This window comes from Mesorhizobium sp. B4-1-1 (assembly GCF_006439375.1).
GTDB lineage: Bacteria > Pseudomonadota > Alphaproteobacteria > Rhizobiales > Rhizobiaceae > Mesorhizobium.
Window position 1 is genome coordinate 83,745 of the sequence record NZ_VFTH01000009.1, and the last position, 24,804, is coordinate 108,548.

The window sequence follows — 24,804 nt, forward strand, 5'->3', positions numbered from 1 at the left end:
CCTTGGGAGTCGATGCAAGGCGCGTGGCGTAAATGAGTTGGCGGAGTAAAATCGTGAACAGGGTGTTGGGAAATCTGCTCGGAGCGGCGCTCGCCTTCTCCGTTTTTGTTGTCGGCCAGCAGGGTGCTGCAATGGCCAAAGCCGCGAACAGGATCGACGCCAAGGCGGCGAAGGCCGTCGCCGTTTCCGACGAAGGTGTCTATCAGCTCTACAAGAATCGTTCATGGCGCTGGGGCAATCACGGCGCTGCGTATTTTGCCGTGCAGAAGCGACAGTTCACAGCGTGGTCCACCGAGGGTGGCAAGAGCTACGGCGAGGGTCTCTGGTTCATGCCCGGCCACGGCAAACTGTGTTTCCGGGCAACCTGGCACGGCTCGTGGGGCGCCAAGACCTCCTTGAGTTGCTTCGAGCATCGCCAGGCCGGCAAGGTGATCTACCAGCGCAAATCTCCGAGCGGAGACTGGTATGAGTTCAAGGATCGCCACGGCAAATCGAGCCTGCGCAACGGCGACTACGCCAGCAGGAAGGTGAAACGCTTCAAGGCGAAGTTGTAGTCGCTGCCCGCCGGCATGGCGCCATGCAGGGTTGGCATGAACAGCGCGATTGCCTGGCAAGGCGATTCGCGCAACGGTTTTCGCGACGGGAACGACCGCGAATGACCGATGCAGACGGCTGACAGATCCATCCTGATTACAGGGGCACGCGCGCCGGTGGCGCTGCATCTGGCGCGCCTTCTCCGTGGCGCCGGGAAAAGGGTGATCCTGGCCGACACGCCGGCGAGGCCCATCGCGGCGGCGAGCAAGGCCTGCGCGCGCTATTGCCGGCTGCCGCCGCCGCGCTTCGAACCGCGAGCCTATGCAGAGGCGGTGGAGACGCTGATACGGACTGAAGGCGTCGAAATGGTCGTCCCGACCTGCGAGGAGGTCTTTCACCTCGCGCTCGCCTGGCGCGGCAGGACCATGCCGGCGCGATTGTTCGCCCCCGATATCGCGTTGCTGGCGCAGGTTCACAACAAGCACAGCTTCATCCGGTTGGCTGAACAGCTTGGCCTCGCGGTGCCGGAAACGGCGCTTCTCAATTCCCTCAACGATCTGGAGGCGGTACGTGGCCGCTCGCGCGACCTGGTGTTCAAGCCGGTCTGGTCGCGCTTCGCCAGCCACGTTCTGCTGCGTCCGACACCGGATTTCCTCGATGCGATCGTGCCCTCGCCCGCCATGCCCTGGGTGGCGCAGCGTTTTGTCGAGGGCAAGGAGATCAGCGCCTATGCGGTGGCGCTAGAAGGCAGGCTCAAGGCGCTTGCGCTCTACCGCTCGCTCTACCGCGCCGGCAAAGGCGCCGGCATCTTCTTCGAGCGGGTCGAGGACGATGCGGCGCGCGATCTGGTCGAGCGCATCGTCGCCGGCATCGCATGGACCGGGCAGATCTCCTTCGACCTGATGCGCGAGGCGGATGGCCGCGTGCTGCCGCTCGAATGCAACCCGCGCGCCGTGAGCGGCCTGCATTTCTTCCGCGATCCGGCGCGCTTTGTGGATGCCGTGCTCGGCGACGGTCAGGAAGTCATTCCCGATGTGTCCGTGCCGCAAACCGTGCGACTCGCGATGTGGATCTTTGGGCTGCCGGCCGCGCTGCGCTCAGGCGGGCTCGCCCACTTTCGCAAGGCGATGCGCGAGGGCGAGGAATTGCTCGACTGGCCGGGAGATTCCGCGCCGGTGAAGGCACAATGGCCGGCGCTGCTGGAGGTTGCGCGAGTGGCATTGCGCCAACGCATCAGCCTGCAGGCGGCGTCGACGCGTGATATCGAATGGAATGGGCCTGGTTGAGGCGCTTCAGGCCCCGAGCGAGCCCGGGCCGATAGGCTTGACCTCAAGTTGCAAACCCAGCGCCTTGGTGACGCCCAGCAGCGTGCTGAGGCGCGGATCGCCCTTTTCACTCAGCGCCTTATAAAGCGCCTCGCGGGTAACACCGGCGTTCTTAGCCACGGCCGTCATGCCGCGAGCTCGTGCGATGACGCCGAGCGCGTGTGCAATATAGGTTGCGTCACCGGTCTCGAACGCGTCGGCAAGGAGCTCGGCCTGAGACTCTGCGTCGTCGAAATATTCAGTGGCATCGAATGGTGTGGTTTTGAGAGCCATGTCAAACCTCGCTTGCCATCTGCTTGGCCTTTCTGATGTCCCTGTCTTGAGAGGATTTGTCGCCTCCGCAAGCAGGATGATGACCGTATTGCCGCGCCTGATGAAATAGACACGGTAGCCCGGTCCGTAGTCGATCCGAAGCTCGCCGATGCCTTCGAAGAACTTGGCATCTCCCAGCAGGCCCGCTTCAACACGAATGATCCGTTGAGCAATCTTCCTGGCGGCTCGGATATCTTTAAGGTCCCGCAGCCACTTTCCGAATTCGTCAGTCTGCCGAACCTCGATCACTCGTGAACTATAATTCACAGAAACGATCCAATCAAGTGCCGTGAACTTTAATTCACAACTCGATCTGGTGCACCTTCGGCTCACCGGCCGCCGCCGGCATCTTCCCCTCCATGATCGCCGCGATGTCGCGGCGCAGGAAATCGAGCGGGCCGATCACCGGCAGGACTTGCGGCGCGAAACGGGCGTTGTCGCTCGCCGATTTCAGCACGCGGCGGTCCTGGTGCAGCGCGATGGTGAAGAGCGGCTTGAAGGCCAGCGCCTTCAGTTCGCCGAGCAGGCCCTGGCGCCGGCCGATCAGCCAGCCGATGCCTTCGACGGTGCGCTCGTCGGCCTGGCGAAGATGGAAGGTGGTGGCCAGGACCAGCCCGTCCTTGCCCCAATATTCGAGCTCGGCGATGCCGGGATGACGGAAGCGGCCGATGGTTTTCGCGCGCTCGCCTTCGAGCAACCGGCTGATGAGGCCCTGCTGGCGGTTCTCGCCGGTGTAGCTGGCCTCGACCCAGCCTTCGCCGCCGGTCACCTCGACCCGCACCAGATGGCGCTTGGAGGTGAGGCCGCGCAGCAGGCCCTTATGGGTGAAGTGGGTGTGCGTGGCATCGAGGATGTTTTCCGCCGCGTCGATCACCGTCGACTGCGTCGACGAGCGCACCCGCCGCACGATGATGTCCCTGCCCTGCATGCAGTGCAGGTAAGGCTCGCACCGCGGCGTGCTGGATGAGATGAAGACGACGCCGTCGCGCTCGATCGCCGCGTAGCGGCGAACCCGGTAGTGCGGCATGGCGCCAACATGGCCGGGGATCGCGGTGCAGCGGCCCTCGCCGTCATAGCGCCAGCCATGATAGGGGCATTCGATCTCGCCGCCGACGATCTTGCCGGTCGACAGCTCGACCAGCCGGTGCGGACAGCGGTCGAACAACGCGGCGATGCCTTGCGCCGAGCGGAACAGCACCACGGGCGCACGATCGAACAGGATGCGCTTCGGCTGCTTGCCGATATCGGCGGACAGCGCCACCGCCTGCCAATGATCCTCCCCACGCCGCTCGCTCACAACTCGAACCTCCTGAGCAGGGGAATGCCGACCAGCGCCAGCACGGTCTCCATGACGCGGATCGCCAGGCGCCGGCGAAGCGGAAGATGCCCGGCATAGACGGCGTTGTATTCGATCGCGGCGACCGCGCCGCGCCGGCGTTTGAAATCGGCGGCACCCGCGCTCATGTTGAAGAACAGGCCGCGCGCCGTGGCGTGGTCCTGCGCCATCGCCATCATCATGCGATAAAGCCCGTCGGCCACCGGCAAGCCGGTGTCGTAGCCGACGATGGGCTGGGTCAGCGTACCGCCGTTTTCGAACAGGCCGGTGACGGCGACCAGATCGCCGCCCGGCCTGCGCAGCCCCGCCAGGCCGATGATGCCGCGCCGGTGCATTTCGGCGATGTAGCGAGCCGTGTAGTGCGGATTGAGCGGCGTGTATTTGTCGAGATAGAGCATGTTGTAGAGGATTTCGGCACGCGCATAGTCGGCCTCGGTGAAATCGCCATTGCCGACCCGCTCGAACGGCGTCGCGCGCAGGCGGGCGCGATCGCGCTTCATGTCGCGCGTCATCACCGGTGCGGCGCTGCGGTCGGCGAAGATGTAGATCTGGCGCGCCGCCAGCATGCGGAACCCCTCGGCCTTCAAGGCGGCCATGGTCGCCGGATCGGCGATATCGTTCAACGAGCGGATGACGATGGCGCGATCGGGGAAACGCCCGGTCAGGTCCGCGCACAGCGACGCGGCCGCCGGCCGGTCGAGCAACGGCACCGGATTGGTCGAATAAAGCCAGTTGTTGACCTGCGCCTGATGGTCGAGGCCGCTTGCCCTGACAAGCGGCGCGCACGCCCCAATCAAGGCGTTGAGCGCTCGTTGCAGCAGCGGGTGAGAGGCGAAGTTGCGCGTCTCGTCCATCGCATAGTCGACATAGGCGCAGGTCGGGCAGCAGATATAGCAGTTGGGCGCTTCGTCGGCGTCGTTCAGTGTCAATGGAAAAATACGCCCGGCGACTTCGAACGTCTCGACTTTCGTGTCCAGATTGGCGATGAGATCGCGCACCGGCACCTCGTGGAAAAGCCCCACAAAAGCCTCGACCTTTGCCGGCTTGTTCTCGACCCGGTCGGCCCGCTGCGCAGGTCTTTCCATCATCGCCGCGCCGCTCATCGCGCCGGCTCCAGGCGGCATTCGACGCGGCGCAGCTTGCGGCCTGTTTCCAGCGGCAGCGGCGCGCGGATAAGCGTCACGGTAGCGACCGCCTTTCGCATTTCCAGCAGCGCGCGGACTGCCAGATGAGCGGCCTCTGCCGCTTCGTCCGCGAGCGTTGATGGAAGCCGGAGCTCGACCCTGCCCGGCGCGGACTGGACGAGGCGAAAGTCATCGATGCGGCGGTCGGCCTTGAGCACGGCGTTGCGCAACACATCCGGCGTGACCAGGATCGGGCCATCCTGTGACATGAGACGGAAGACATCGTCCATGCGGCCGACGATCTCGTCGACGCAGCGCAGCGGCGAGCCGCAGCCGCAAGCCTGTCCGGACAGGCGCAAAAGGTCATTCATCCGGTAGCGCGCCATGATCTGGGTTTGGCGCCGAAAGGCCGTCACCAGCGTCGTCACCAGCCCCTCTCCCGCCGGCTCGAATTCGAAGAAGACGGAGTCTTCCGCAAGATGCAGTCCGCCCTGCCGGCAGGTCACCGCGAACAGGCCTTCGGTCGCCATATAGATCTGGTCGAGTGGCAGCCGGAAGAAATTTTCGATCACCGGGCGATCGACCGGGTCGAGAGTCTCGGCGGCGGAGAAGACACGCTTCGGCCGGAGCCGGAAGTTTTCGGCCGCGAAATGGCGCAGGATTTTTGGCGGCGCGATGATGACCGTCGGATCGAACATTTCGAGCGCGCCGCGCCAGCTCTCCGGCCCTGCGGTCAGATCGAAGAAGGCGAGCTTGATCAGGCGCGATCTGCGGGCGCTGTCGTAAAGCCCGGTGTTTTGCGGCAGGATGACGGCGACGCGCATGCCGCGCCACAGAAGATCCGGCGCCGCCTTGGCCAGAATCGCGCCCAGCCAGCGGTATTTTTCGGCCTCGGAAATCACGAACAGGCCGCGATTGCCCGATGTTCCGGTGCTGGCGCCGACCGTGAGCGATCCGGCGCGGCCATCGCGCTCCAGGGCCGCCCGGGCCTGCGCAGCGGTGAGACCGTGGATGTTGAATTCGTCGAAGCGCGCCATCAGCAGCGCCTTGTCCGTGACCGGCAGGTCGGCGAGGTGCGCCGGCGCCTTGCCGTAAAAGGACGCGCGCGGCAGGTCACGATCGAGGAAGCGCCGCAACGCGGCCGCCTGCCAGCGCTCGAAGCCGGGCCGGGTCTTGCGCGAGACCCAGTGTGTCAGGGCGAAGCAGCCCGCCGCTTCCGCCAGCCCGTTCATGCGGCCTCCGGCGCGAGATCATAAGATGTCGGAGCGGGATCATGGCAGAGTATCACCTCGCCGCCGGCGGCGAGGAAGCGGCGCAGCATGGCGCTGGTCGGCTCGATCGCCGCGGCATCCTCGGCGATCAGCGTGGCCGGGAAACCCGGCGTGCGGTTCTGGGTCAAGGCCGTGAGAAGCCATTGCGCATCGACGGCATAGAGCAGCGGCCGCTCCAGGCCGGTAAACAGCAGGCCGATCTGGCCGTCGGCATGTCCAGGCAGATCGACCGCGATCACCCTGCCGTCGCCGAAGAGATCGGAGCCGCCGGGTACATCCTCGCGCGCCTCGACCCTCCGCTTTGCGGACAGGCCCTCCAGCCTCGCCTCGAAATCCAGCGGGAAGAGTTCGGCGAAGACGCCATGGCGCAGATTGTGCCTCGGGTTGCGCGCCTTGACCCGCGCCCAGGCGGCATCGCTGGCGATGAAGCGGGCGTTGCGGAACAGCGACAGGCCCGAAATGTGGTCGGCGTGAAAATGGGTGACGATGATTGTGCGGATGTCATCGGGCGACAGGTCGAAACGCCGCAGCACCGGCAGGACCTGCTCCGCGGTGTTGAGCTGCGGTTTCAGCAGCGCACCATAGAGCCGCAGCATCCGCCCGCGCCCCTCGCCTGTCAGTGCTTCCGGCGTGTAACCGGTGTCGATGAGCACCGGCCCGGCAACCGGGTGAAAAATCAACCCGTAGCGGACGCGCAGCCTGACGCTCTGCCAGCCGCCGCCGCGCAGGATCAGCCGCTCGGCGGCGCTCACCCAGGCGCTGTTGGCGAAGACGATCCTCATGGCTCGGCGTCACCGGCAAACGTGCGGTCAAGCCCTTGCTCGAACGAGATTTTCGGTGCCCAGCCAAGCATCCGCTTCGCCTTGGAAAGATCGAGACTTTGCGCATAGGCGAAGAGACCGAGCCCATAGCGGGTGACCGGCGGCTCGGGCCGCCCGGGCAACCGAAGCGCCACCGCTTCCATCAGGCCGGCCGCCAGCATCGCCGGCATGAGCGGCGTCGGCCGCCAGCGCGCCTTGAGACCGGCGCGGCTGCAGGCCTCGTCGGCGATGCGGCGGACCGGCAGCACTTCGCCGCCGGAGATGTTGAAGACCTGGCCCTCCGCTTCCCTGGGCGCGGCAAGCGCCGCCAGCACCGCGTCGACGACGTCGTCGACATGGGTGAGATCGATGGCCGCCCGGCCATCGCGAAACAGCGGCAAAGGCCGGCTCCTCGCGGCCTTGATCAGCCGCGGCAGCAGCGCCCGATCGCCGATGCCATAGATGCCGCGCGGCCGCAGCACCACCGGATGGATGGCGGGCTGGCCGAACACGATCTTTTCGGCCTCGCGTTTGGTGCGGGCGTAGTGATTGACGGGCTCCAGCAAGGCCGCGTCCTCGCTGAGCCCAAGCTGGTCGCGGAAGGCAAAGCACACGGACGGGCTGGAGATGTGGACGAAGCGGCTGACCCCTAGTCGCTCGGCGAAGCCGAGCAGGTTCCGTGTCGCCGTGACGTTCGCCGCCACGAAATCCCCGAGGCGGCCGAAGGGCGAAGAGAGCGCCGCGCAATGGATGATCCGTTCGATCCTGCCAAGCCTCGGATCGAGCGCGCCATCGAGCGGCTGCGCGAGATCGTGGCGGACGATACGATGGCCGGCGGCCTCCAGTGCGGCGCAACGCGCTTCATCGCGGCCGAGCCCGAGCGCCAGCATACCGGACGCGGCAAGCCGCTCGAGCACATGAGCACCGAGGAAGCCGCTGGCGCCGGTGACGAGCACGGCCATCCCTCAGGTCTCCAGCGCCATGCCGCCGAAGGAGACCCCGGCCGACGTGCCGAGGAAGAGCAGCTTCATGCCTGGCGCGACGCGCCCCTCGCGGCGCGCGACGTCGAGCGCGAAGGGCATGGAAGCCGCGATCTGGTTGCCGAAGCGGGCGGAGATGTCGACGAGCTTTTGCGGCGCAAAACCGGTCTGGCGCGTCATATGGGCAAGCGCGAAGGGGCTCGCCTGATGCGGCACGACGAGATCGACATCGTCATGCCGCCAGCCGGCACGCTCGAGCAGAGCATCGACGAAGCCGTTGAAGTGGCGCGAAGTGAGCCGGAACAATTCCTTGCCGTCCATGTGGAACAGGCTGTGCGCGGCAAACGCTTCCCGCTCCTTGCGGAAATCGAAGCGCGTGCCGCCCGAACCAATGCCGCAGGCTTCCCAGCCCGACGGATAGGTACGCATCAGGCTCGCCGCCACCTTTCCCTCGCTTGGCTTGGCCTTGCGCAGCACGGCCGCCGCCGCGCCGTCGCCGAAGAGCGCGGCGATCTCCGGCGCGTCCTGCCACGGCAAAGCGCGCGAGGCGACTTCGGACGAGAAGACCAGCGCCGTTTCGCACTGCCCCGCCTCGATCATGCGGCCCGCGGTCTCGAAGGCGGTGAGGAAGCCAAGGCATGTGCTGTTGACGTCGAAGGCGGCGGCCGAGCCGTCCGCCACCCCGAGGCGCTGCATGACGAGCGGCGCGGTCGCAGGCAACGGCTGGTAAGGCACGCCGCAGCCGCCGACGATCAGGTCCACGGAGCCGGCCTCTACGCCGGCATCCTCAAGGGCAAGGCGCGCGGCGGCACAGGCGAGATCGATTTGCGATTCGGCATTGCAGACATAGCGCTCGACGACACCGGTGACGGTTTCAAGCGCGCCCTCGCCAAGGCTCAGCTTCGCCTCCAGGGCGCGTGTGGTGAGGCGCTCAGCCGGTACCGCCCTGCCGGTTCCGACGATCCTGATCCGCATTCTCCCCCCGCCGCGTGAGCTTGGCCCTATCTAACGCAAAAAACGGTTCGAGGCGACGACCATCATCGGCGCCTGCGCGACCATGTTTGATCGTCGATCATTCTGCTGTAAGTATGCGATGCTTCCAGGGGATGAGGTATGGCTAATTCTTTTTCTCGCTTTATTTCTTTTGTCTTCGGGAATTCTGTTTCTAAGCCAAATGCAGACGCTGTCAGAAGCCCGTGGCCGAGCGGTCTCCAGCATCTGTTTATCGAGCCATCAAAGAAGGATATCTGGGAAGCGCTGGACGGCTGGAAGTGGATTGGGCTTGATGGCTTGGAGCCCGGCGCAGTCTCTGCGTTCGGCGACATTTTCTTCCGCGCTCCCGATGGTTCCGTCAAATTGCTGGACATGGTCGGAGGCCGATTGACCGAAGTCTCGGAAACGTGGCCGGAACTTACAACCCAGTTCAATGATCCTGATCGGCGCGACGAACTGTTGCTGGCTGGATTGGTGACGACGGCACGAAAGAAGGGATTGGTCTTGGGGGTCGGCGAATGTTACGACTTCGAAAAGCCGCCCGTGCTCGGTGGCGAAATGTCCGTTAAGCAAATCAACAAGACTTTCTTCGTGGTCAAAGTGCACATAGCCGGCCAGATTCACCGGCAAGTAAAAGACCTTCCGCACGGTACGAAAATCAACAAGGTAACGATCTCCGATCGCTGACGGCTCTAAGCCTTGCGCTCCCAGCGACGGTCGGGCGTCTGCTGCCAGTAGGTCACGGCGTGGCCGGCTTCCTTCAGCGTCTTCCAATGCGTCCGCGCGCCTTCAAGCTGCGCGGCGTCATGGCCGTCGAAAAGGAAGACGGCGCGCTCGTAGCCCGATAGTTCGGGCGGGCTTGCGCCGTCGACCAGGAAGCGGATCTGCGCCGCGTTCTGGTTGCCCCCGCCCGTGGTGAGCAGGACCGGCTGTTCGGCCGGATAGGCCTCGCGGTCGGTGGCATGCGCCAGAAAGGAATCGTCGCGGAAAATCCACAGATGCTGGTCGAGCGCGTCGCGTCGCTCCTCGGTGCCGGTCTGCACCACCGCGCGCCAGCCGCGCTCGACGCTGCGCTCGAGCAGGCCCGGCAGCGCCTCTTCGAGCGTCGATTCGGTCAAATGGTAGAACAGGATGTCGGCCATCCCCCTACCCTTCGTAGTGATCGCGCACCAGCCTGTCGAGCAGCCTCACGCCGAAGCCCGAGCCCCAGGACTGGTTGATCTCGCTCGACGGCGCGCCCATCGCGGTGCCGGCAATGTCGAGATGCGCCCAGGGCGTGTCCTGGACGAAGCGCTGCAGGAACTGCGCGGCGATGATGGCGCCGCCATAGCGGCCGCCGATGTTCTTCATGTCGGCGTTCTTGGAATCGATCAGCTTGTCGTATTCGGGCCCGAGCGGCATGCGCCACAGTCGCTCCTGGCTGACCTGGCCGGCGCCGAAAAGCCGCCCGGCAAGCTCGTCATTGTTGGAGAAAAGGCCGGCATAATGCTGGCCGAGCGCCACCATGACGGCGCCGGTGAGCGTCGCCAGGTTGATCATGAATTTCGGTTTGAAACGGTCGTTGGCGTACCAGAGCGCGTCGGCCAGAACGAGGCGGCCTTCCGCGTCGGTGTTGAGCACCTCGATCGTCTGGCCGGACATCGATGTGACGATGTCGCCGGGGCGCTGGGCATGGCCGTCGACGGCATTCTCGACCAGGCCGATGATGCCGACCACATTGGCCTTCGCCTTGCGCGCGGCGAGCGCATGCATCAGGCCGGTGACGGCGGCCGCGCCGCCCATGTCGCCCTTCATGTCCTCCATTCCGGAGGCCGGCTTCATCGAATTGCCGCCGGTGTCGAAGGTGACTCCCTTGCCGATGAAGGCGAGCGGCGCGTCCTTGGCCTTGCCGCCGTTCCAGCGCATCACTGCCAGCCGCGCGCCGCGCGGCGAGCCTTGCGCGACCCCAAGCAGCGAACCCATGCCGAGCTTCTTCATCTCTTTTTCAGCCAGGATCTCGACCTCGACGCCGAGCTGCTCCAGCGCCTTGACGCGTTCGGCGAATTCGACCGGCCCGAGCGCATTGGCCGGCTCGTTGACGAGATCGCGCGCAAGCAGCACGCCGTCGGTCACGGCTTCCTCGCCCGCAAACGCCTTCTTCGCGGCCGCGGGATCGGCGCAGTGGATGGTTATCCTCGCGGGCTTCGCCGCCTCGGCCTTCTTGGCGCCCTTCGCGTCAGACTGCCCGTCTTCCTTGTCTTTCCTGGTCTTGTATTTGTCGAAGGAATAGCTGCGCAGCAGGATACCGGCGGCAAGATTGGCCGCCTGACGGCCGTCGGGCTGCAGTTCTGGCAGATCGAGGATGACGGCCACCTCGACCGCCTTGCGCAGCGAAGCGGCAATGGCCCCGCCGAGCTTCAGCCATGCATTGTCGTCGAGGCTCGAGATCTTGCCGGCGCCGACCGCCACCAGCCGGTCGACCGGCGTTCCTTCCGGCGCCAGCACCTCGGCCGAGCTTGCGAACTTGCCGGAAAAATCCGCGACCGGAAAGGCGCGTGCCAGCGCGCCGGCCGGATCGCAGGCCTTCGCCGCCTCGCCGAGCCCGCCGCCATCGGCGGCGAACACGAAGACGCTGCCCTTTTTCGGCGCGGCAAACTTGGCGAAAGAAATGGAAGGTCTCGACGTCATCAGGTCCTGCTTTCAGGGATGGCCGGAAGGTGCCGGCAAAGGGTATTTCTTGGCGAGCAACGCGTTGGCAAGCGTGCGCGACATTTGGTCGTTTTCAGCCATTTGGCAAGACTTTGGCCGAAATCGCTGTCTATATCAGCGCCACCATAGACAAAGGATTCGCCTCGGCACGACCTTAGCTTGCTGCCGTAACGTGCTGTTAACCATCGATGTTTTGCATTTCTTATCCATTGACGCGGAGACTCCGCCGCGCCGGGGCACGCGGCGTGGGGCGACGAACCGGAGCGAGCCGCCTATGACCCAGTTGTGCGGGCGGCGCCGGATCACTACCTTGTCGGCTGGCATGATGCCGTTCGGCAAAATCGAGAAAAGCCTTCATGAAGGTCGTTGAACGCTACATCATGCGCCGCACGCTGACGATGTTCCTCGCATCGCTGGTCTGGACGCTGGCGATCGTGTGGACGACGCAGGTGCTGGCCAAGATCGACCTCGTCACCGACAACGGCCAATCGGCGCTGACCTTCTTCGAGGTCGCGGCGCTCATCATCCCCTCCATCATCCCGATCGTGGTGCCCTTCGCCCTGGTGGTGGCGGTGGCGCAGACGCTGAGCGCGATGAACACCGATTCGGAGCTGGCGGTGCTCGGCGCCGCGGGCGCCTCGCGCTGGACGATCGCGCGGCCGATCCTGCTGCTCGCGGCTTTTGCCTGCGCGTTTTCCTTCATCGTGGACAACGCCGCCGACCCCTATGCCAGGCAAAAAAACCGCCAGCTGGTGGCGGCCTCGCGCGCCGACCTCGTGTCGCTGATCATCCAGGAAGGCACGTTCCGCAAGATCGACGAAGGCCTTTACCTGCAGGTCGGCGAACGGCTTCCCGGCAACCGGCTCGGGGGCATCTTCGTCGCCGATTCGCGCGAGGAAGGGGCCAGCCTCACCTATTACGCCAAGACCGGCAGCATCGTCGAAAAAGGCGACGAGAAGGTGCTGATGATGAATGACGGCGTCATCAACCGCAAGTCGGTGACCGGCGACCTCTCCGTCATCCGCTTCACCTCTTACGCCTTCGACATGTCGGCCTTCCTGTCGGCGGCGAACGACATCACGCTTTTGCCCAAGGACCGGACGACGGCGTATCTGCTCAACCCGGATCCCAACGACAAGATGTTCCAGCGCGAACCGGGCAGCTATCGTGCGGAGCTCAACCAGCGTTTCGCCGAATGGTCCTATTCGCTGGTGTTTGCGCTGATCGCTCTAGCGGTGGCGGGCGATGCGCGCTCGCATCGCGAAGCGCGCATCAATCCGCTGATCACGGCGATCGCAATCGCGCTTTTCGTGCGATGGCTTGGCTTCTTCGCCGCCGGCAAGGCCGACAAGGTCTGGTATTACGTCTACCTGCTCTACGGCATACCGATCATCGCCTCCGCGGTTTCGGTCTGGTTCATCGTCTCCTCGCGCACCATGGAATTGCCGGTCAGTTGGGCCGACTGGCTGACGAACCTTGCCAAGCGCACCGGCGACAATTGGATGGCATTCAAGCTCTGGCTCGCCCGGCGCACTTACGGCCAGGGAGCCTGACGATGGGCTGGACGCTGGGCCGCTATTTCTTCTTCCGCTACGTCTCGATCACCTTCTGGTTCTTCCTGGGCCTGCTGGCGCTGGTGTTCCTGATCGACTTTACCGAGCTTTCCGGCCGCACGACTGGGCTGCCCGGCTTCACCTACGGCATTGCCTTCGCGATTTCGGCGCTCAGGATGCCGATGATCATGCTGCAGACGGTGCCGTTCGTCGGGCTGTTCTCGGCGATGGCGACGCTGGTATCGCTCAACCGCCGCTACGAGCTGGTGATTGCGCGCTCGGCCGGCGTCTCGGCCTGGCAGTTCCTGTTCCCCTGCTGCGTCGGCGCGCTGATGTTCGGTGTGCTGTCGGTCGCCATCATCAACCCGATCGCCGCGCATGGCTTTTCCTGGTCCGAGCAGATGGAGAACGACCTGCGGGCCGGCAAATCGAATGCAGTCACCACCAATGTCACGCCGTGGCTTCGGCAAAAGACCGAATCGGGCGACACCATCATCGGCGCCCGCGCCATCCTCAACCAGGGGCTGGAGATGGCGGATGCGGTGTTTTTCGTCCTCGACCATGAGGGCAACATTACCGAGCGCAAGGATGCCGCCAAGGCCTTCCTGCGCGACGGCTATTGGGAATTGCAGGACGTCAAGGTCTTCAAGGGCGGCAATATCCAGACGCTGGCGTCCGACAAGGTGCCGACGAATCTGAAGCCGGAATTCGTGCAGGAGCGGCTGGCGCGTCCGGAAACCATCCCCTTCTACGAGCTGCCGCGCAAGATCGAGGTCGCCCGTTCCTTCGGACTCAAGGCAAACGCCTTCGCCATGCAATTTGATTCACTGGTGGCGTTGCCGTTCCTTCTCGTGGCCATGACGCTGATTGCTGCAACGGTTTCAATGAGATTTGCGCGAATGGGGCAGTCGGCAACGATGATTCTGGGTGGCGTCGTGGCCGGCTTTCTGCTTTATGTCGTTTCGGTACTGGTCAAGGCATTCGGTGTCGCCGGATTCGTGCCTACTGTGGTGGCTGCATGGGTTCCGGTTGTCGTGGCTATGTTCTTTGGGGTGACCTTTCTGCTATACAAGGAAGACGGCTAGTGAGGGAGGCGGTTTTGCGCAGCCATAGGCAGGCCGGTCTGGCACGCCTCTATGGGGCGACTGCCTTGGCGTGTCTGTTCGCCTGCGCGGCGCCGACGGTGCCCGCGCTGGCGCAGACGATCGCTGCCAAGTCCGTCCCTTCCGGCACGCAGATGCTGCTGGCCGCCGATACGCTCGTCTATGACAACGACAAGCATACGGTGACCGCCGTCGGCGGTGTGCAGATCGACTATGGCGGCAACAAGCTGGTCGCCCAGCGTGTGGTCTACAATCGCGACACCAAGCGCCTCGTCGCCAGCGGCGCCGTCGAGTTGATCAACAGCGACGGCACCAAGGTCAATTCCGACCATATCGACATCACCGACGACTTCGCCGACGGCTTTCTCAACGCGTTGCGTGTCGAGACGATCGACAAGGCTTATTTCGCCGCCGAGAGTGCCGAGCGCATGGGCGGCGTGCTCACCACCTTCCACAACGGCGTCTACACCGCCTGCGAACCTTGCGAGGACAAGCCGGACAAAGCGCCGACCTGGCGCGTCAAGGCGCGCAAGATCATCTGGAACGGCGAGAAGAAGACGGTCCGCTTCGAGAACTCGAATTTCGAGTTCTTCGGCTTCCCCCTCGCCTACCTGCCGGCCTTCGAGATCGCCGACCCGACGGTGAAGCGCAAGAGCGGCTTCCTGATCCCCGGCATCGTCTACAACAACCATCTCGGCGTCGGCGTCAAAGTCCCCTATTACTTCGCGCTGTCTCCGACCTATGACCTGACCGTCACCGGCAGCGGCTATACCAAGCAGGGTTTCCTCGGCGAGGCCGAGTGGCGCCAGCGCTTCAACAACGGCCAGTACACGCTGAAGATCGCCGGCATCAACCAGCAGGATCCCAACGCGTTTGTCGATTCCGGTATCCGCAATGTGAATTCCGGGCCGGCCGACGATCCGAACAAGTTCCGCGGCATGATGGGCACCAAGGGCCAGTTCGCCATCAACGAGCGCTGGAATTTCGGCTGGGACGTGCTGCTCCAGACCGACAAGGAATTCTCGCGCACCTACAACATCGACGGCTACAGCGACCTCGTCCACCAGTCGTCGATCTATTTGACGGGCTTGAGCGACCGCAATTATTTCGACGTCCGCGCCATGCGCTTCGAGGTGCAGGAAGACACGCTCTCCAGCGACCCGACGGCGCGCGCGTCCAAGCAACCCTGGGTGCTGCCGTCGCTCGACTACGCCTATGTCCCCGACACCTCGGTGGCCGGCGGCCAGTTGTCGTTCAACGTCAACGCACGCGTGATCAGCCGCAACCGGCTGGATGAGACTTTCGACAAGTTTTCGAACGTGGAACGGGTTCCCGGAATCGAGGGGCAATCCAGCCGGCTGAGCGCGGAAGCCGAGTGGAAGCGGACCTTCACCACCGATAACGGCCTGCAGCTGACGCCTTTGCTCGCCTTCCGCGGCGATGCCGGCTACGTCAACGCCAATTCGGCTTCACTTGCGGCGGTCAACGACATGGCGACGAATCTCGGCCAGGACGTCGACATGCGCTCGTCGCTTGCCCGCTACATGGCCACGCTCGGCCTCGAAGCGCGCTGGCCGCTGCTGTTCTCGATGCCTAGCTCCAGCCACATCCTGGAACCGACCGCGCAGGTCTTCGTGCGCCCGAACGAGCAATATGTCGGCGGGCTGGCGATTCCCAACGAAGACGCGCAGAGCTTCGTCTTCGACGCCACCACACTGTTCGAGCGCGACAAATTCTCGGGCTACGACCGCATAGAAGGCGGCACGCGCGCCAATGTCGGCTTCCGCTATTCAGGCGCCTATGACAATGGCTGGGGCACGAACGCCATCTTCGGCCAGTCCTATCAGCTCGCCGGCGAAAACTCTTTTACCGCGCCCGATCTTGTAAACGTTGCGGCCGAATCCGGTCTGGACAAGCGGACCTCGGATTACGTCGGCCTGGTCGGCTTCAACAGCCCGAGCGGTTTCTCCGGTTCGCTGAGCGGGCGTTTCGACGAGCAGACCTTCGAGGTCAGGCGCGCCGAAGTGAAGGCCGCCTATTCCAGCCTGCCGATATCGCTTAGCGCCAAATATGCCTTCATCGAGGCGCAGCCGCTCTATGGTTTCACCACCGACCGCCACGAGCTCACGCTCGGCGCCTCGACCCATCTGGCGCAGAACTGGCGGCTGTTCGGCACCGGCACCTACGACATCGAGACAAATGTTCTGGTTAAGGACGGTGTCGGCTTCGCCTACAATGATTCCTGCTTCACTTACATCATGACGTATTCGCAGACGCGTGACACCGTCACCAAGGAAGTGTCGCAGAACATCGGTTTCAACCTGTCGTTCCGCACGCTCGGCGATTTCGGTTCGTCAACAAGCTCGATCGATACCATCCAGTGACCAAGCGGCAGGCGCGCGGCCTCCGAGCCGTGCGTCGACTGGAGCGCTGATGGGCTTTGGTCTTGATCTGGAGCGTGTTCCTTCGAAAATGGGCCTGATTCTCAGGGCCATGCGCCGGTGACATCGTTTCGCCGCATAAGATGGGCATGGGGGTCGACCGCATCGCGCAGGCGTTCGGAGGACGCGCGGCGCCGCGATGGTGGGGAAAATTGGGATGGGGAAAAATTAGGAAGGTAAGATGAGGAAATACCTGTTTTCAACGGGATTCGCGCTTCTGGTGGCAGCGGCCTCGGTTTCGGTCACGGCTGTCGTGCAGCCTGCTTTCGCCGCTGAGATCAAGTATGTCGTCAACAACATAGCGATCACCACCGGCGACATCGCGCACCGCGCAGCCTTCTTCAAGCTGCAGCACAAGAAGGGCGATGCCGCGCAGGAGATGATCGACCAGACGCTGCGGCTGGCCGAGGCCAAGCGGCTCGGCATCCGCATCAGCGACCAGCAGGTCGACGCCGCCTACCAGCGCTTCGCTTCGGGCAACAAGATGCCGCTGGCGAAACTCGACGCGATCATGGCGCAGTCGGGCGTCACCAAGGAACATTTCAAGGAATTCATCCGTGCCCAGATGGCCTGGAACCAGGCGCTCAGCGCTCGCTACCGCTCCGGTGAAGGCGGCTCGGTGACCGAGCAGGATGCCGTGCGGCGCATGCTGGACAAGGGCGGCGCAAAGCCGACCGCGACGGAATACATGCTGCAGCAGGTGATCTTCGTGGTGCCCGCGTCGGAGCGCGGCGCCACGCTCGCCAAACGCAAGCGCGAGGCAGACGCCATGCGCGCCCGCTTCAGCGGCTGCAACACCACGCGCGACTTCGCCAAGGGCCTGCTCGACGTCACCGTGCGTGATCTCGGCCGCTTTCTGGCGCCACAATTGCCGTCCGACTGGGCCGAGCAGATCAAGGCGACCAAGGTCGGCGCCGCGACGCCGACCCGCGAGACCGAGCGCGGCGTCGAATTCATCGGCGTCTGCTCCTCGCGCGATGTTTCCGACGACAAGGCCGCGCAGATGGTGTTCCAGGCCGAAGGCAGCAACGACAAGGACGCCGACGAACTCAGCAAGAAATATGTCGCCGAGCTGCGCCAGAAGGCCAAGATCGTCGAACGCTAGGGCGACAAGCGTGCGATACCGCAGCCGGCCCACCGCATGAGCGCGCAGAAGACCGATGCGCCGCTGGCGCTCAGCGTCGGCGATCCCTCGGGCATCGGGCCCGAAATCGCCATCGCTGCCTGGCAGGCCGGCGACAGCGCCGGCGTGCCGCCCTTCTACCTGCTTGCCGACCCCGCTTTGATCGAAGCCCGCGCCCGCCTGGTCGGCGCAAATGTTGCGATTGCCGAGACGCTGCCAGGACAGGCAGCGCATCATTTTTCCCGCGCACTGCCCGTCGTGCCGCTTTATGCGCGTCATGTCGACAGCCCAGGAGAGCCAGACCCGGCCAATGCCGCAGGCACGATCGAAGCCATCGACCGCGCCGTCGCGGACTGCCTCGCCGGCCGCGCCGCGGCGATAGTCACCTGCCCGATCGCCAAGAAGCCGCTCTATGATGCCGGATTTGGCTTTCCGGGCCACACAGAGTATCTGGCGCATCTGGCCTCGCGCCACACCGGCAGGGACGTGACGCCGGTGATGATGCTGGCCGGACCGGACCTGCGTACCGTTCCGGTGACCATCCACATCGCCTTGGCCGAAGTGCCGAAAATGCTCACGACGGAGCTGATCGTCGCAACCGCGCGCATCACCGCCGCCAATCTCAAGAACCGCTTCGGCATCGCCCGGCCGAGGCTTGCGATCGCCGGGCTCAACCCGCATGCCGGCGAGGGCGGCGCCATGGGGCTGGAGGATGCAGCGATCGTCGCTCCCGCCGTCGAGATGTTGCAGGCGGAAGGCATCGACGCGATCGGACCGCTGCCGGCCGACACGATGTTTCATCCGCGCGCGCGCGCCGGCTATGACGCGGCGCTCTGCATGTATCACGACCAGGCGCTGATCCCGGCCAAGACCTTAGCCTTCGACGAGGCGGTCAACGTGACGCTCGGCCTGCCCTTCATCCGCACTTCGCCCGACCACGGCACTGCTTTCGACATCGCCGGCAAGGGCATCGCGCGCGCCGACAGCCTGATCGCCGCTTTGAGGCTGGCGCGCCGGCTGGCCGACAGCGGACGGCAGGCCGCCGCCGCGTGAGGATGCATTGAGCGGACGCACCACAATCGACGGGTTGCCGCCGCTGCGCGAGGTGATCGAGCGGCACGGCCTGCAGGCCAAGAAGGCGCTCGGGCAGAATTTTCTGCTCGACCTCAACCTGACAGGCAAGATCGCGCGCGCCGCCGGCGATCTCGGCGAGGCGACGGTGATCGAGGTCGGTCCGGGCCCGGGCGGACTAACGCGGGCGCTGCTCTTCAACGGCGTGCGGCGCGTGATCGCCATCGAGCGCGACGAGCGCTGCCTCGAAGCGCTGGCCGAGGTTTCCAGCCATTATCCCGGCCGGCTCGAGATCATTCCCGGCGATGCGCTGAAGACGGATTTTGCCGCACTCGCCGGCGCGGCGAACGGCGCGCCTGTGAAGATCGTCGCCAACCTGCCCTACAATATCGGCACGGAGCTTCTGATCCGCTGGCTGACGGTGGCCGACTGGCCGCCCTTCTACCAGTCGATGACGCTGATGTTCCAGCGCGAGGTGGCAGAGCGCATCACCGCGGCTCCTGGCAGTGACGCCTATGGCCGGCTCGGCGTGCTTGCCGGCTGGCGCACCGAGGCGAGGATCGCCTTCGACGTGCCGCCGCAGGCGTTCACGCCGCCGCCGAAGGTCACCTCATCGGTGGTGCATCTGGTGCCTCGCCCATCTCCCCTGCCCGTGGACGCCAGAAAGTTGGGCCGCGTCACCGAGGCCGCCTTCGGCCAGCGCCGCAAGATGCTCAGGCAAAGCGTGAAGAGCCTGGGCGGCGAGGCGCTGCTGACCCGCGCCGGCATCGACCCGACGCGTCGGGCGGAAACGCTGAGCGTCGAGGAGTTCGTCAGGTTGACGAACGCGGTGTAGTTCTCTTCGCCCCGTTCACGGGGAGAAGAATGCCGGCAGATGAGGGGCGGCGCGAACCTGCAAAAGTATGGCGCTCCTTAAGGGGAAAGTTGCGCTGGCAACCGTCATTCAAACGCATTACATTCATGGCAAAGGAGATGGCCATGCCAACGAACGCACTTGTCCAGACGCGTATCGACGCCGATATCCGGGATCGGGCTTCCGCGGTGCTCGAAAGCATGGGACTCACGGTTTCGGATGCGGTGCGGATACTTCTTACCCGAACCGCCAACGAGGGCGCGTTGCCCATCGATCTGCTCGCAAACAGTGAGGCTTACGATGTGTGGTTTCGCGCCAAGGTGCGCGAGGCTCTGGACGACACCCGAGCCGACATTCCTGACGAACAAGTCGAGTCGCATTTTGCCGAAAGACACGCTGCAGCACGCCGCAAGGTCAGTGAGCCTAGATCTTGAAGATCGTATGGTCGGCATTCGCACTTTCGGATCGCGATGGGATATTCACGCATATCGAGGCTGACAACCCTGCCGCCGCGGTCGCGATCGATGAGCGGATTGTCGCCGCGATAGGCCGTCTCCGTGACATTCCCGAGAGCGGCCGTACCGGCAGGCTTTCAGGAACATGAGAGCTTGTCATCGTCGGCACGCCATATATCGTGGCCTATCAGATAGCTGAGAGCAGGATACGAATCCTGCGTGTGCTTCATGGAGCACAGCGCTGGCCGGACGATCTTGCAGACAGCTGACGCTATTTATCCGGCTTGTCCGGCCAGCTATGTCGTCTTCTCGTCCAGCAACCCCGAAATGAAATCGAACAGGCCAGGGCGCCTGTCGCGCCGAAGCCGCTCCGCCGTCACGATCGCGCGGACCTCGGCGAAGGCGCGGTCGAGATCGTCGTTGACGATGACGAAGTCGTATTCCTTCCAATGCTCGATCTCGAGGCGGGCGTTCTTCAGCCTGGTCTCGATGACGGATTCCTGGTCCTCGGCGCGACGCTTTAGGCGCGCCTTCAATTCCTTCATCGACGGCGGCAGGATGAAGATCGAAACGATATCGGCGCGCATCTTCTCCTTGAGCTGCTGGGCGCCCTGCCAGTCGATGTCGAAGAGCATGTCGCGGCCTTCGGCCAGCGCGATTTCCGCGGGCTCACGCGGCGTCGCATAGCAATTGCCGTGCACCTCGGCCCATTCGAGCAACGCGTCGGAGTCGCGCAGCCGCTCGAACTCGCGCATGGTACGGAAATGGTAGTGGACGCCCTCGATTTCCGAGCCGCGGCGCGGCCTTGTCGTGACGGAGACCGAAAGCTCGAGACTTCCATCGCTTTCCAGAAGATTGCGCGCGATCGTCGACTTGCCGGCGCCCGACGGCGACGACAGCACCAGCATCAATCCACGACGGCGGATGCGGGACCCCAGATCCCTGGGGGCCGTCGGTTCCTTGGCAACCATCCCGTCACTCCAGATTCTGGACCTGCTCGCGAAACTGGTCGACCACCGCCTTGAGCTCCAGCCCGATCGCGGTGACCGCGGCGGCGTTCGACTTCGAGCACAACGTATTCGATTCGCGGTTGAATTCCTGCGCGAGAAAATCGAGCTTGCGGCCAACGGCGCCGCCGCTTTTGAGCAGCGCCCGCGCCGAAGCGACATGTGTCTTCAGCCGGTCGATCTCCTCGCGGATGTCGGCCTTGGTGGCGAGGAAGGCCGCTTCCTGGTGCAGCCGGACGGCATCGAGATTGGCCGAGACATCCATCAACAGACGCATCTGCTCGGCGATGCGCGCGCGGATCGCGGCAGGTTCGCGCGAGGGATCGGCCTCCGCCTTCAGCGTCAGCGTCTCGATGGTGTCGACATGGCCGGAAAGAAGCGCGCCAAGTGCCGCGCCCTCACCGAGGCGCGCCTGTTCAAGGCCGGCGAGCGCCGCCTCGAGCGCCGACAGGATCGTGGCATCGAGGGTAGCCCGCTCCTCCTCGGTCTCCACGGCCTCGGGGATGTCAAGCACGCCGCGCAGGGAAAGCAGGCCATCCGCGGTGGCGGGCTCGGTGCCGAACTGCTCCTGCAAACGCTTGGCCAGCCCCGCCAGATCCTTGAGAAACGCCTCGTTGACCACCGGCTGGACTTGCCTGGCGGCGGCGCGGCCGACGGTCAACGTCGCCTGGAAGTTGCCGCGCGCAAAGCGCTTCTGAATCGTCTGCCGGACCGCCGTCTCCAGCCGGTCGAAACCCTGCGGCAACCTCAGCCTCACCTCGGCGCTCTTGCCGTTCACCGATTTCACCTCCCAGGCGATCGACGTGCCATCACTTTCGGCGGCGGACCGCGCAAAACCGGTCATGCTTTGCAGGCTCATTGCCCTGTCGTCCCCCTGTCGCAGTCAAGGCATGCGTGGCCCAGCGCTGCGCGCCCCAAACATCACCGGACGAAAGGCCGGCGCCCCCTCAAAACATGAATACGGCCTCGCGTCAAAGGACGCGTACTTCCGTTTGATGCATGTCGTTTTCCCAAAACCGCTACGCACTTTTGGGCGACATGCAGTGCGTTTGATGCAAGTCGTTTTCCCAAAACCGCTGCGCACTTTTGGGCGACATGCATTGCGCCTATTGCGCGTCGCCGACGCCGGCGTCGCCGTTCTCGCCATTGGCGCCGGCATCGCCGCTGTCGCCGTTGCCATCGGGAGCGGCCGGCGCCGTCGTCTGGCCGGAAGCCTTGGCGGCGGCGTCCGCCTGCTTCTTCTGAAGCGCCCGGTAGCGGGCAACGTTCTGGTTATGCTCTTCCAACGTCGCCGCGAAGACATGGCCGCCATTGCCGTCGGCGACGAAATAGAGGTCGTCGGTCTTCGACGGATTGGCGACCGCTTCCAGCGCCGCGCGGCCCGGATTGGCGATCGGCGTCGGCGGCAGGCCCTTGATCATGTAGGTGTTGTAGGGCGTCTGCTTGTCGAGGTCCGACTGGTAGATCGGCCGGTCCGCCGGCTTTCCCTTGCCGCCGAAAAGGCCGTAGATGATGGTCGGGTCGGATTGCAGCCGCATGCCCTTGGCCAGGCGGTTGAGGAACACCGCGGCGACGCGCGAGCGCTCGTCGCTCCTGCCCGTCTCCTTTTCGACGATCGAGGCCAGCGTGACGAAGTCGTCGATGTTGGCGATCGGCAGGTCGGGCGCGCGGTGCGACCAGACGTCGTCGACCAGCTTCTTCTGGTCGGCGATCAGCTTATCGACCATCTGCTGCCTTGTGGCGCCGCGGGTGAAGCGCAGCGTGTCGGTGGCGATGCTGCCCTCCGGCGGCAAGGCCGGCGGCATATCGCCGGTCAGCGCCTCCTGCTCGGCGACGCGGCGCAGCGCCTGCTCGACCGTCAGCCCTTCGGGAATGGTGAGTGAGTACATGACCGACTTGCCGCTCTTGAAGAGCTCCATGATGTCGCGCATCGAGGCGCGCGGCTTGATGGCGTATTCGCCAGCCTTCAGCGCCGATTCATTGCCCGTGGCGCGCACGCCCAGCCGGAAGATGCGGGCATCGCTGATCAGGTTGCGGCGTTCCAGCTGGTCGGCGATCTCCTGCACGCCGGTGCTCGGCTTGATCAGGAAGGTATCGCCATTGGCGGATGGGCCGGGCTCGACGAAAGCCTGCATGCCGAAATAGAGCGCGACACCCGAGGCGAGCACGACCAGGATGACCATGGAGAGGAAGAAATTGAGGAAGACGACGACCTGGCTGCGCGAGGCGCGCGAGCGCTTCGACGGCGGCGGCGTGCCGGCTTCCGGGCGCAACGCCTCGGCCGCGGTCTTCGGCCTGATCGGCCCGTTTGTGCCTTGCCGTCCGAATTCCCCGTCGCCGCCCGGATTTGTGCTGCCCGGATTTGTGCTCATGGCGCGCCCTACCGTCTGATCTTGCAACGAATCCCCCGGCAAAAAGCTAGGGAAGAATTTGGCAAAAATGACGGCAGGTGGCGGAACTGCCGGCTGGTTGTCTGTCTCTGAGCAATACCGGGTAGAAAACCGCTGCGCACTCTTCCTGGAATTGCTCCGGCTGGCCCTTCAGCCATCGTAACGCTGGAACACGAGCGAGGCGTTGGTGCCGCCGAAGCCGAAGGAATTCGACAGCGCGACGTCGATCTGGCGCTGGCGTGGCTTGTTCGGCACAAGATCGATCGCCGTCTCGCGTTCCGGATTGTCGAGATTGATCGTCGCCGGCGCGATGTTGTCGCGGATGGCCAGGATCGAGAAGATCGCTTCCGCGGCACCTGCGGCGCCCAGCAGATGACCGATCGACGACTTGGTCGACGACATCGAGATCTTCGAGGCGGCATTGCCGACCAGGCGCTCGACCGCGCCGAGCTCGATCGTGTCGGCCATGGTCGAGGTGCCGTGCGCGTTGATGTAGTCGATGTCGGCCGGCGAGAGCTTCGCCCGGTTCAGCGCCGCCGTCATGCAGCGGAAGGCGCCATCGCCATCTTCTGCCGGCGCGGTGATGTGATGGGCGTCGCCCGTCAGGCCATAGCCGGTGACTTCCGCATAGATCTTGGCGCCGCGCGCCTTGGCATGCTCCAGCTCTTCCAGGACGACGACGCCCGCGCCCTCGCCCATGACGAAGCCGTCGCGGTCGCGATCATAGGGACGCGAAGCTGTTTCGGGGCTGTCATTGCGCTCGGTGGAGAGCGCCCGGCAGGCGGCGAAGCCGGCGATCGACAGCCGGGTGATCGGCGCCTCCGCACCGCCGGCCAGCATCACATCGGCATCGCCCCACATGATCAGCCGGGCGGCGTCGCCAATGGCGTGCGCGCCGGTCGAGCAGGCGGTGACCACCGCATGGTTCGGGCCTTTCAGGCCGTGGCGGATGGAGACCTGGCCCGAGACCAGGTTGATGATCTGTCCAGGGATGAAGAAGGGGCTGATACGGCGCGGGCCGCGTTCCTTCAGGATCATCGCGTTCTCGGCGATGCCGTCGATACCGCCGATGCCGGAGCCGATAAGCACGCCGGTGGCGCACTGGTCCTCATGCGTCTGGGGCTTCCAGCCGGAATCGGCCAGCGCCTCGTCGGCGGCGGCGATGCCATAGAGGATGAACTCGCCGATCTTGCGCAGTTCCTTCGGCTCAAGCACGGCCTCCGGATTGAAGGTGCCGTTCAAGCCGTCGCCGCGCGGGATAATGTGGGCGATCTTGCAGGCAAGATCGTCCACCTCGAATTCGGTGACGCGGCGGCAAGCGCTGCGGCCGGAGAGCAATTCCCGCCAGCTGTGCTCGACGCCCATGCCAAACGGCGAAAGCAGGCCAAGGCCCGTGACGACGACACGCCTCATCGCAGGTCCTCCCCGATAATGCCTGCGAAAGA

General features: G+C 64.7%; 23 protein-coding genes and 1 pseudogene. 11 read left to right on the forward strand and 13 right to left on the reverse strand.

What is annotated here, in order from left to right; translation table 11 throughout:
- Positions 1 to 53: 53 nt before the first annotated feature.
- Entirely contained in the window at positions 54 to 554 is a 501-nt protein-coding gene (locus FJW10_RS14840; RefSeq protein WP_140900663.1) for a DUF995 domain-containing protein, read from the forward strand.
- Between the two features lie 108 nt (positions 555 to 662).
- Positions 663 to 1,820: an ATP-grasp domain-containing protein gene (locus tag FJW10_RS14845; protein ID WP_140900664.1), complete on the forward strand. Its 1,158-nt coding sequence runs from the start codon at positions 663 to 665 to the stop codon at positions 1,818 to 1,820.
- Positions 1,821 to 1,826: 6 nt separating this feature from the next.
- Here FJW10_RS14845 and FJW10_RS31050 read toward each other — a convergent pair whose 3' ends face one another.
- Genes FJW10_RS31050 through FJW10_RS14885 form a run of 7 tightly spaced genes read right to left on the reverse strand, consistent with a single transcriptional unit; the run spans position 1,827 to position 8,657 of the window.
- Entirely contained in the window at positions 1,827 to 2,438 is a 612-nt protein-coding gene (locus FJW10_RS31050) for an addiction module antidote protein (RefSeq protein WP_348639757.1), read from the reverse strand.
- A gap of 34 nt (positions 2,439 to 2,472) precedes the next feature.
- Positions 2,473 to 3,468 carry a Rieske 2Fe-2S domain-containing protein gene (locus FJW10_RS14860; protein ID WP_140900665.1) on the reverse strand — a complete coding sequence of 332 codons (996 nt, stop codon included), beginning with the start codon at positions 3,466 to 3,468 and terminating at the stop codon, positions 2,473 to 2,475.
- Positions 3,465 to 4,610, reverse strand: a complete 1,146-nt coding sequence (locus FJW10_RS14865) for a GNAT family N-acetyltransferase (protein WP_140900666.1) — start codon at positions 4,608 to 4,610, stop codon at positions 3,465 to 3,467. Before FJW10_RS14865 ends, FJW10_RS14860 begins: the two co-directional genes overlap by 4 nt.
- Positions 4,607 to 5,863 carry a CoF synthetase gene (locus FJW10_RS14870; protein ID WP_140900667.1) on the reverse strand — a complete coding sequence of 419 codons (1,257 nt, stop codon included), beginning with the start codon at positions 5,861 to 5,863 and terminating at the stop codon, positions 4,607 to 4,609. Before FJW10_RS14870 ends, FJW10_RS14865 begins: the two co-directional genes overlap by 4 nt.
- Positions 5,860 to 6,684, reverse strand: coding sequence for an MBL fold metallo-hydrolase (locus FJW10_RS14875; RefSeq protein ID WP_140900668.1), 825 nt, complete (start codon positions 6,682 to 6,684; stop codon positions 5,860 to 5,862). Before FJW10_RS14875 ends, FJW10_RS14870 begins: the two co-directional genes overlap by 4 nt.
- A complete protein-coding gene (locus FJW10_RS14880) occupies positions 6,681 to 7,664 on the reverse strand; it encodes an NAD(P)-dependent oxidoreductase (protein WP_140900669.1) in 984 nt (327 codons plus the stop codon). Before FJW10_RS14880 ends, FJW10_RS14875 begins: the two co-directional genes overlap by 4 nt.
- 3 nt (positions 7,665 to 7,667) lie before the next feature.
- A complete protein-coding gene (locus tag FJW10_RS14885; protein ID WP_140900670.1) occupies positions 7,668 to 8,657 on the reverse strand; it encodes a 3-oxoacyl-[acyl-carrier-protein] synthase III C-terminal domain-containing protein in 990 nt (329 codons plus the stop codon).
- Between the two features lie 138 nt (positions 8,658 to 8,795).
- Here FJW10_RS14885 and FJW10_RS14890 point away from each other — a divergent pair, with 138 nt between their 5' ends.
- Positions 8,796 to 9,362 carry a T6SS immunity protein Tdi1 domain-containing protein gene (locus FJW10_RS14890; RefSeq protein ID WP_140900671.1) on the forward strand — a complete coding sequence of 189 codons (567 nt, stop codon included), beginning with the start codon at positions 8,796 to 8,798 and terminating at the stop codon, positions 9,360 to 9,362.
- Between the two features lie 5 nt (positions 9,363 to 9,367).
- Here the strand turns inward: FJW10_RS14890 and FJW10_RS14895 are convergent, their stop codons facing one another.
- Complete coding sequence (locus FJW10_RS14895) at positions 9,368 to 9,817, reverse strand: DNA polymerase III subunit chi (protein WP_140900672.1); 450 nt, start codon at positions 9,815 to 9,817, stop codon at positions 9,368 to 9,370.
- A gap of 4 nt (positions 9,818 to 9,821) precedes the next feature.
- Entirely contained in the window at positions 9,822 to 11,342 is a 1,521-nt protein-coding gene (locus FJW10_RS14900) for a leucyl aminopeptidase (RefSeq protein WP_140900673.1), read from the reverse strand.
- Between the two features lie 377 nt (positions 11,343 to 11,719).
- On the opposite strand from FJW10_RS14900, the gene lptF reads away from it, so the two are divergent.
- From lptF to FJW10_RS14945, 8 genes and pseudogenes are all read left to right on the forward strand, one after another.
- Positions 11,720 to 12,916, forward strand: coding sequence for an LPS export ABC transporter permease LptF (lptF, locus tag FJW10_RS14910; protein ID WP_140900675.1), 1,197 nt, complete (start codon positions 11,720 to 11,722; stop codon positions 12,914 to 12,916).
- A gap of 2 nt (positions 12,917 to 12,918) precedes the next feature.
- Entirely contained in the window at positions 12,919 to 14,001 is a 1,083-nt protein-coding gene (gene lptG, locus FJW10_RS14915; protein WP_140680024.1) for an LPS export ABC transporter permease LptG, read from the forward strand.
- Entirely contained in the window at positions 14,001 to 16,403 is a 2,403-nt protein-coding gene (locus tag FJW10_RS14920; protein WP_181177540.1) for an LPS-assembly protein LptD, read from the forward strand. The genes lptG and FJW10_RS14920 overlap by 1 nt, the downstream gene beginning before the upstream one ends.
- Positions 16,404 to 16,641: 238 nt before the next feature.
- Positions 16,642 to 17,565, forward strand: coding sequence for a peptidylprolyl isomerase (locus FJW10_RS14925; protein ID WP_140900677.1), 924 nt, complete (start codon positions 16,642 to 16,644; stop codon positions 17,563 to 17,565).
- 36 nt (positions 17,566 to 17,601) lie between these two features.
- The gene (pdxA, locus tag FJW10_RS14930; protein ID WP_140900678.1) at positions 17,602 to 18,636 is read left to right on the forward strand and encodes a 4-hydroxythreonine-4-phosphate dehydrogenase PdxA; all 1,035 of its coding nucleotides are present in this window, start codon (positions 17,602 to 17,604) and stop codon (positions 18,634 to 18,636) included.
- 7 nt (positions 18,637 to 18,643) lie between these two features.
- Complete coding sequence (rsmA, locus tag FJW10_RS14935; protein ID WP_140831275.1) at positions 18,644 to 19,489, forward strand: 16S rRNA (adenine(1518)-N(6)/adenine(1519)-N(6))-dimethyltransferase RsmA; 846 nt, start codon at positions 18,644 to 18,646, stop codon at positions 19,487 to 19,489.
- A 143-nt stretch (positions 19,490 to 19,632) separates the two neighbouring features.
- Positions 19,633 to 19,941, forward strand: coding sequence for a type II toxin-antitoxin system RelB/DinJ family antitoxin (locus tag FJW10_RS14940; protein WP_140900774.1), 309 nt, complete (start codon positions 19,633 to 19,635; stop codon positions 19,939 to 19,941).
- A pseudogene (locus FJW10_RS14945) lies at positions 19,938 to 20,231 on the forward strand (type II toxin-antitoxin system RelE/ParE family toxin). The gene FJW10_RS14940 and the pseudogene FJW10_RS14945 overlap by 4 nt, the downstream one beginning before the upstream one ends.
- A 27-nt stretch (positions 20,232 to 20,258) precedes the next feature.
- Here the strand turns inward: FJW10_RS14945 and gmk are convergent.
- The 4 genes from gmk to fabF all read right to left on the reverse strand — a co-directional run bounded on the left by gmk (position 20,259) and on the right by fabF (position 24,772).
- Positions 20,259 to 20,933 carry a guanylate kinase gene (gene gmk, locus FJW10_RS14950; RefSeq protein ID WP_140900679.1) on the reverse strand — a complete coding sequence of 225 codons (675 nt, stop codon included), beginning with the start codon at positions 20,931 to 20,933 and terminating at the stop codon, positions 20,259 to 20,261.
- Positions 20,934 to 20,937: 4 nt separating this feature from the next.
- Entirely contained in the window at positions 20,938 to 21,828 is an 891-nt protein-coding gene (locus FJW10_RS14955; protein WP_140831273.1) for a YicC/YloC family endoribonuclease, read from the reverse strand.
- 247 nt (positions 21,829 to 22,075) lie between these two features.
- The gene (gene mltG, locus FJW10_RS14960) at positions 22,076 to 23,341 is read right to left on the reverse strand and encodes an endolytic transglycosylase MltG (RefSeq protein WP_140900680.1); all 1,266 of its coding nucleotides are present in this window, start codon (positions 23,339 to 23,341) and stop codon (positions 22,076 to 22,078) included.
- A 168-nt stretch (positions 23,342 to 23,509) separates the two neighbouring features.
- Positions 23,510 to 24,772: a beta-ketoacyl-ACP synthase II gene (gene fabF / locus FJW10_RS14965; RefSeq protein ID WP_140831269.1), complete on the reverse strand. Its 1,263-nt coding sequence runs from the start codon at positions 24,770 to 24,772 to the stop codon at positions 23,510 to 23,512.
- Positions 24,773 to 24,804: the final 32 nt, after the last annotated feature.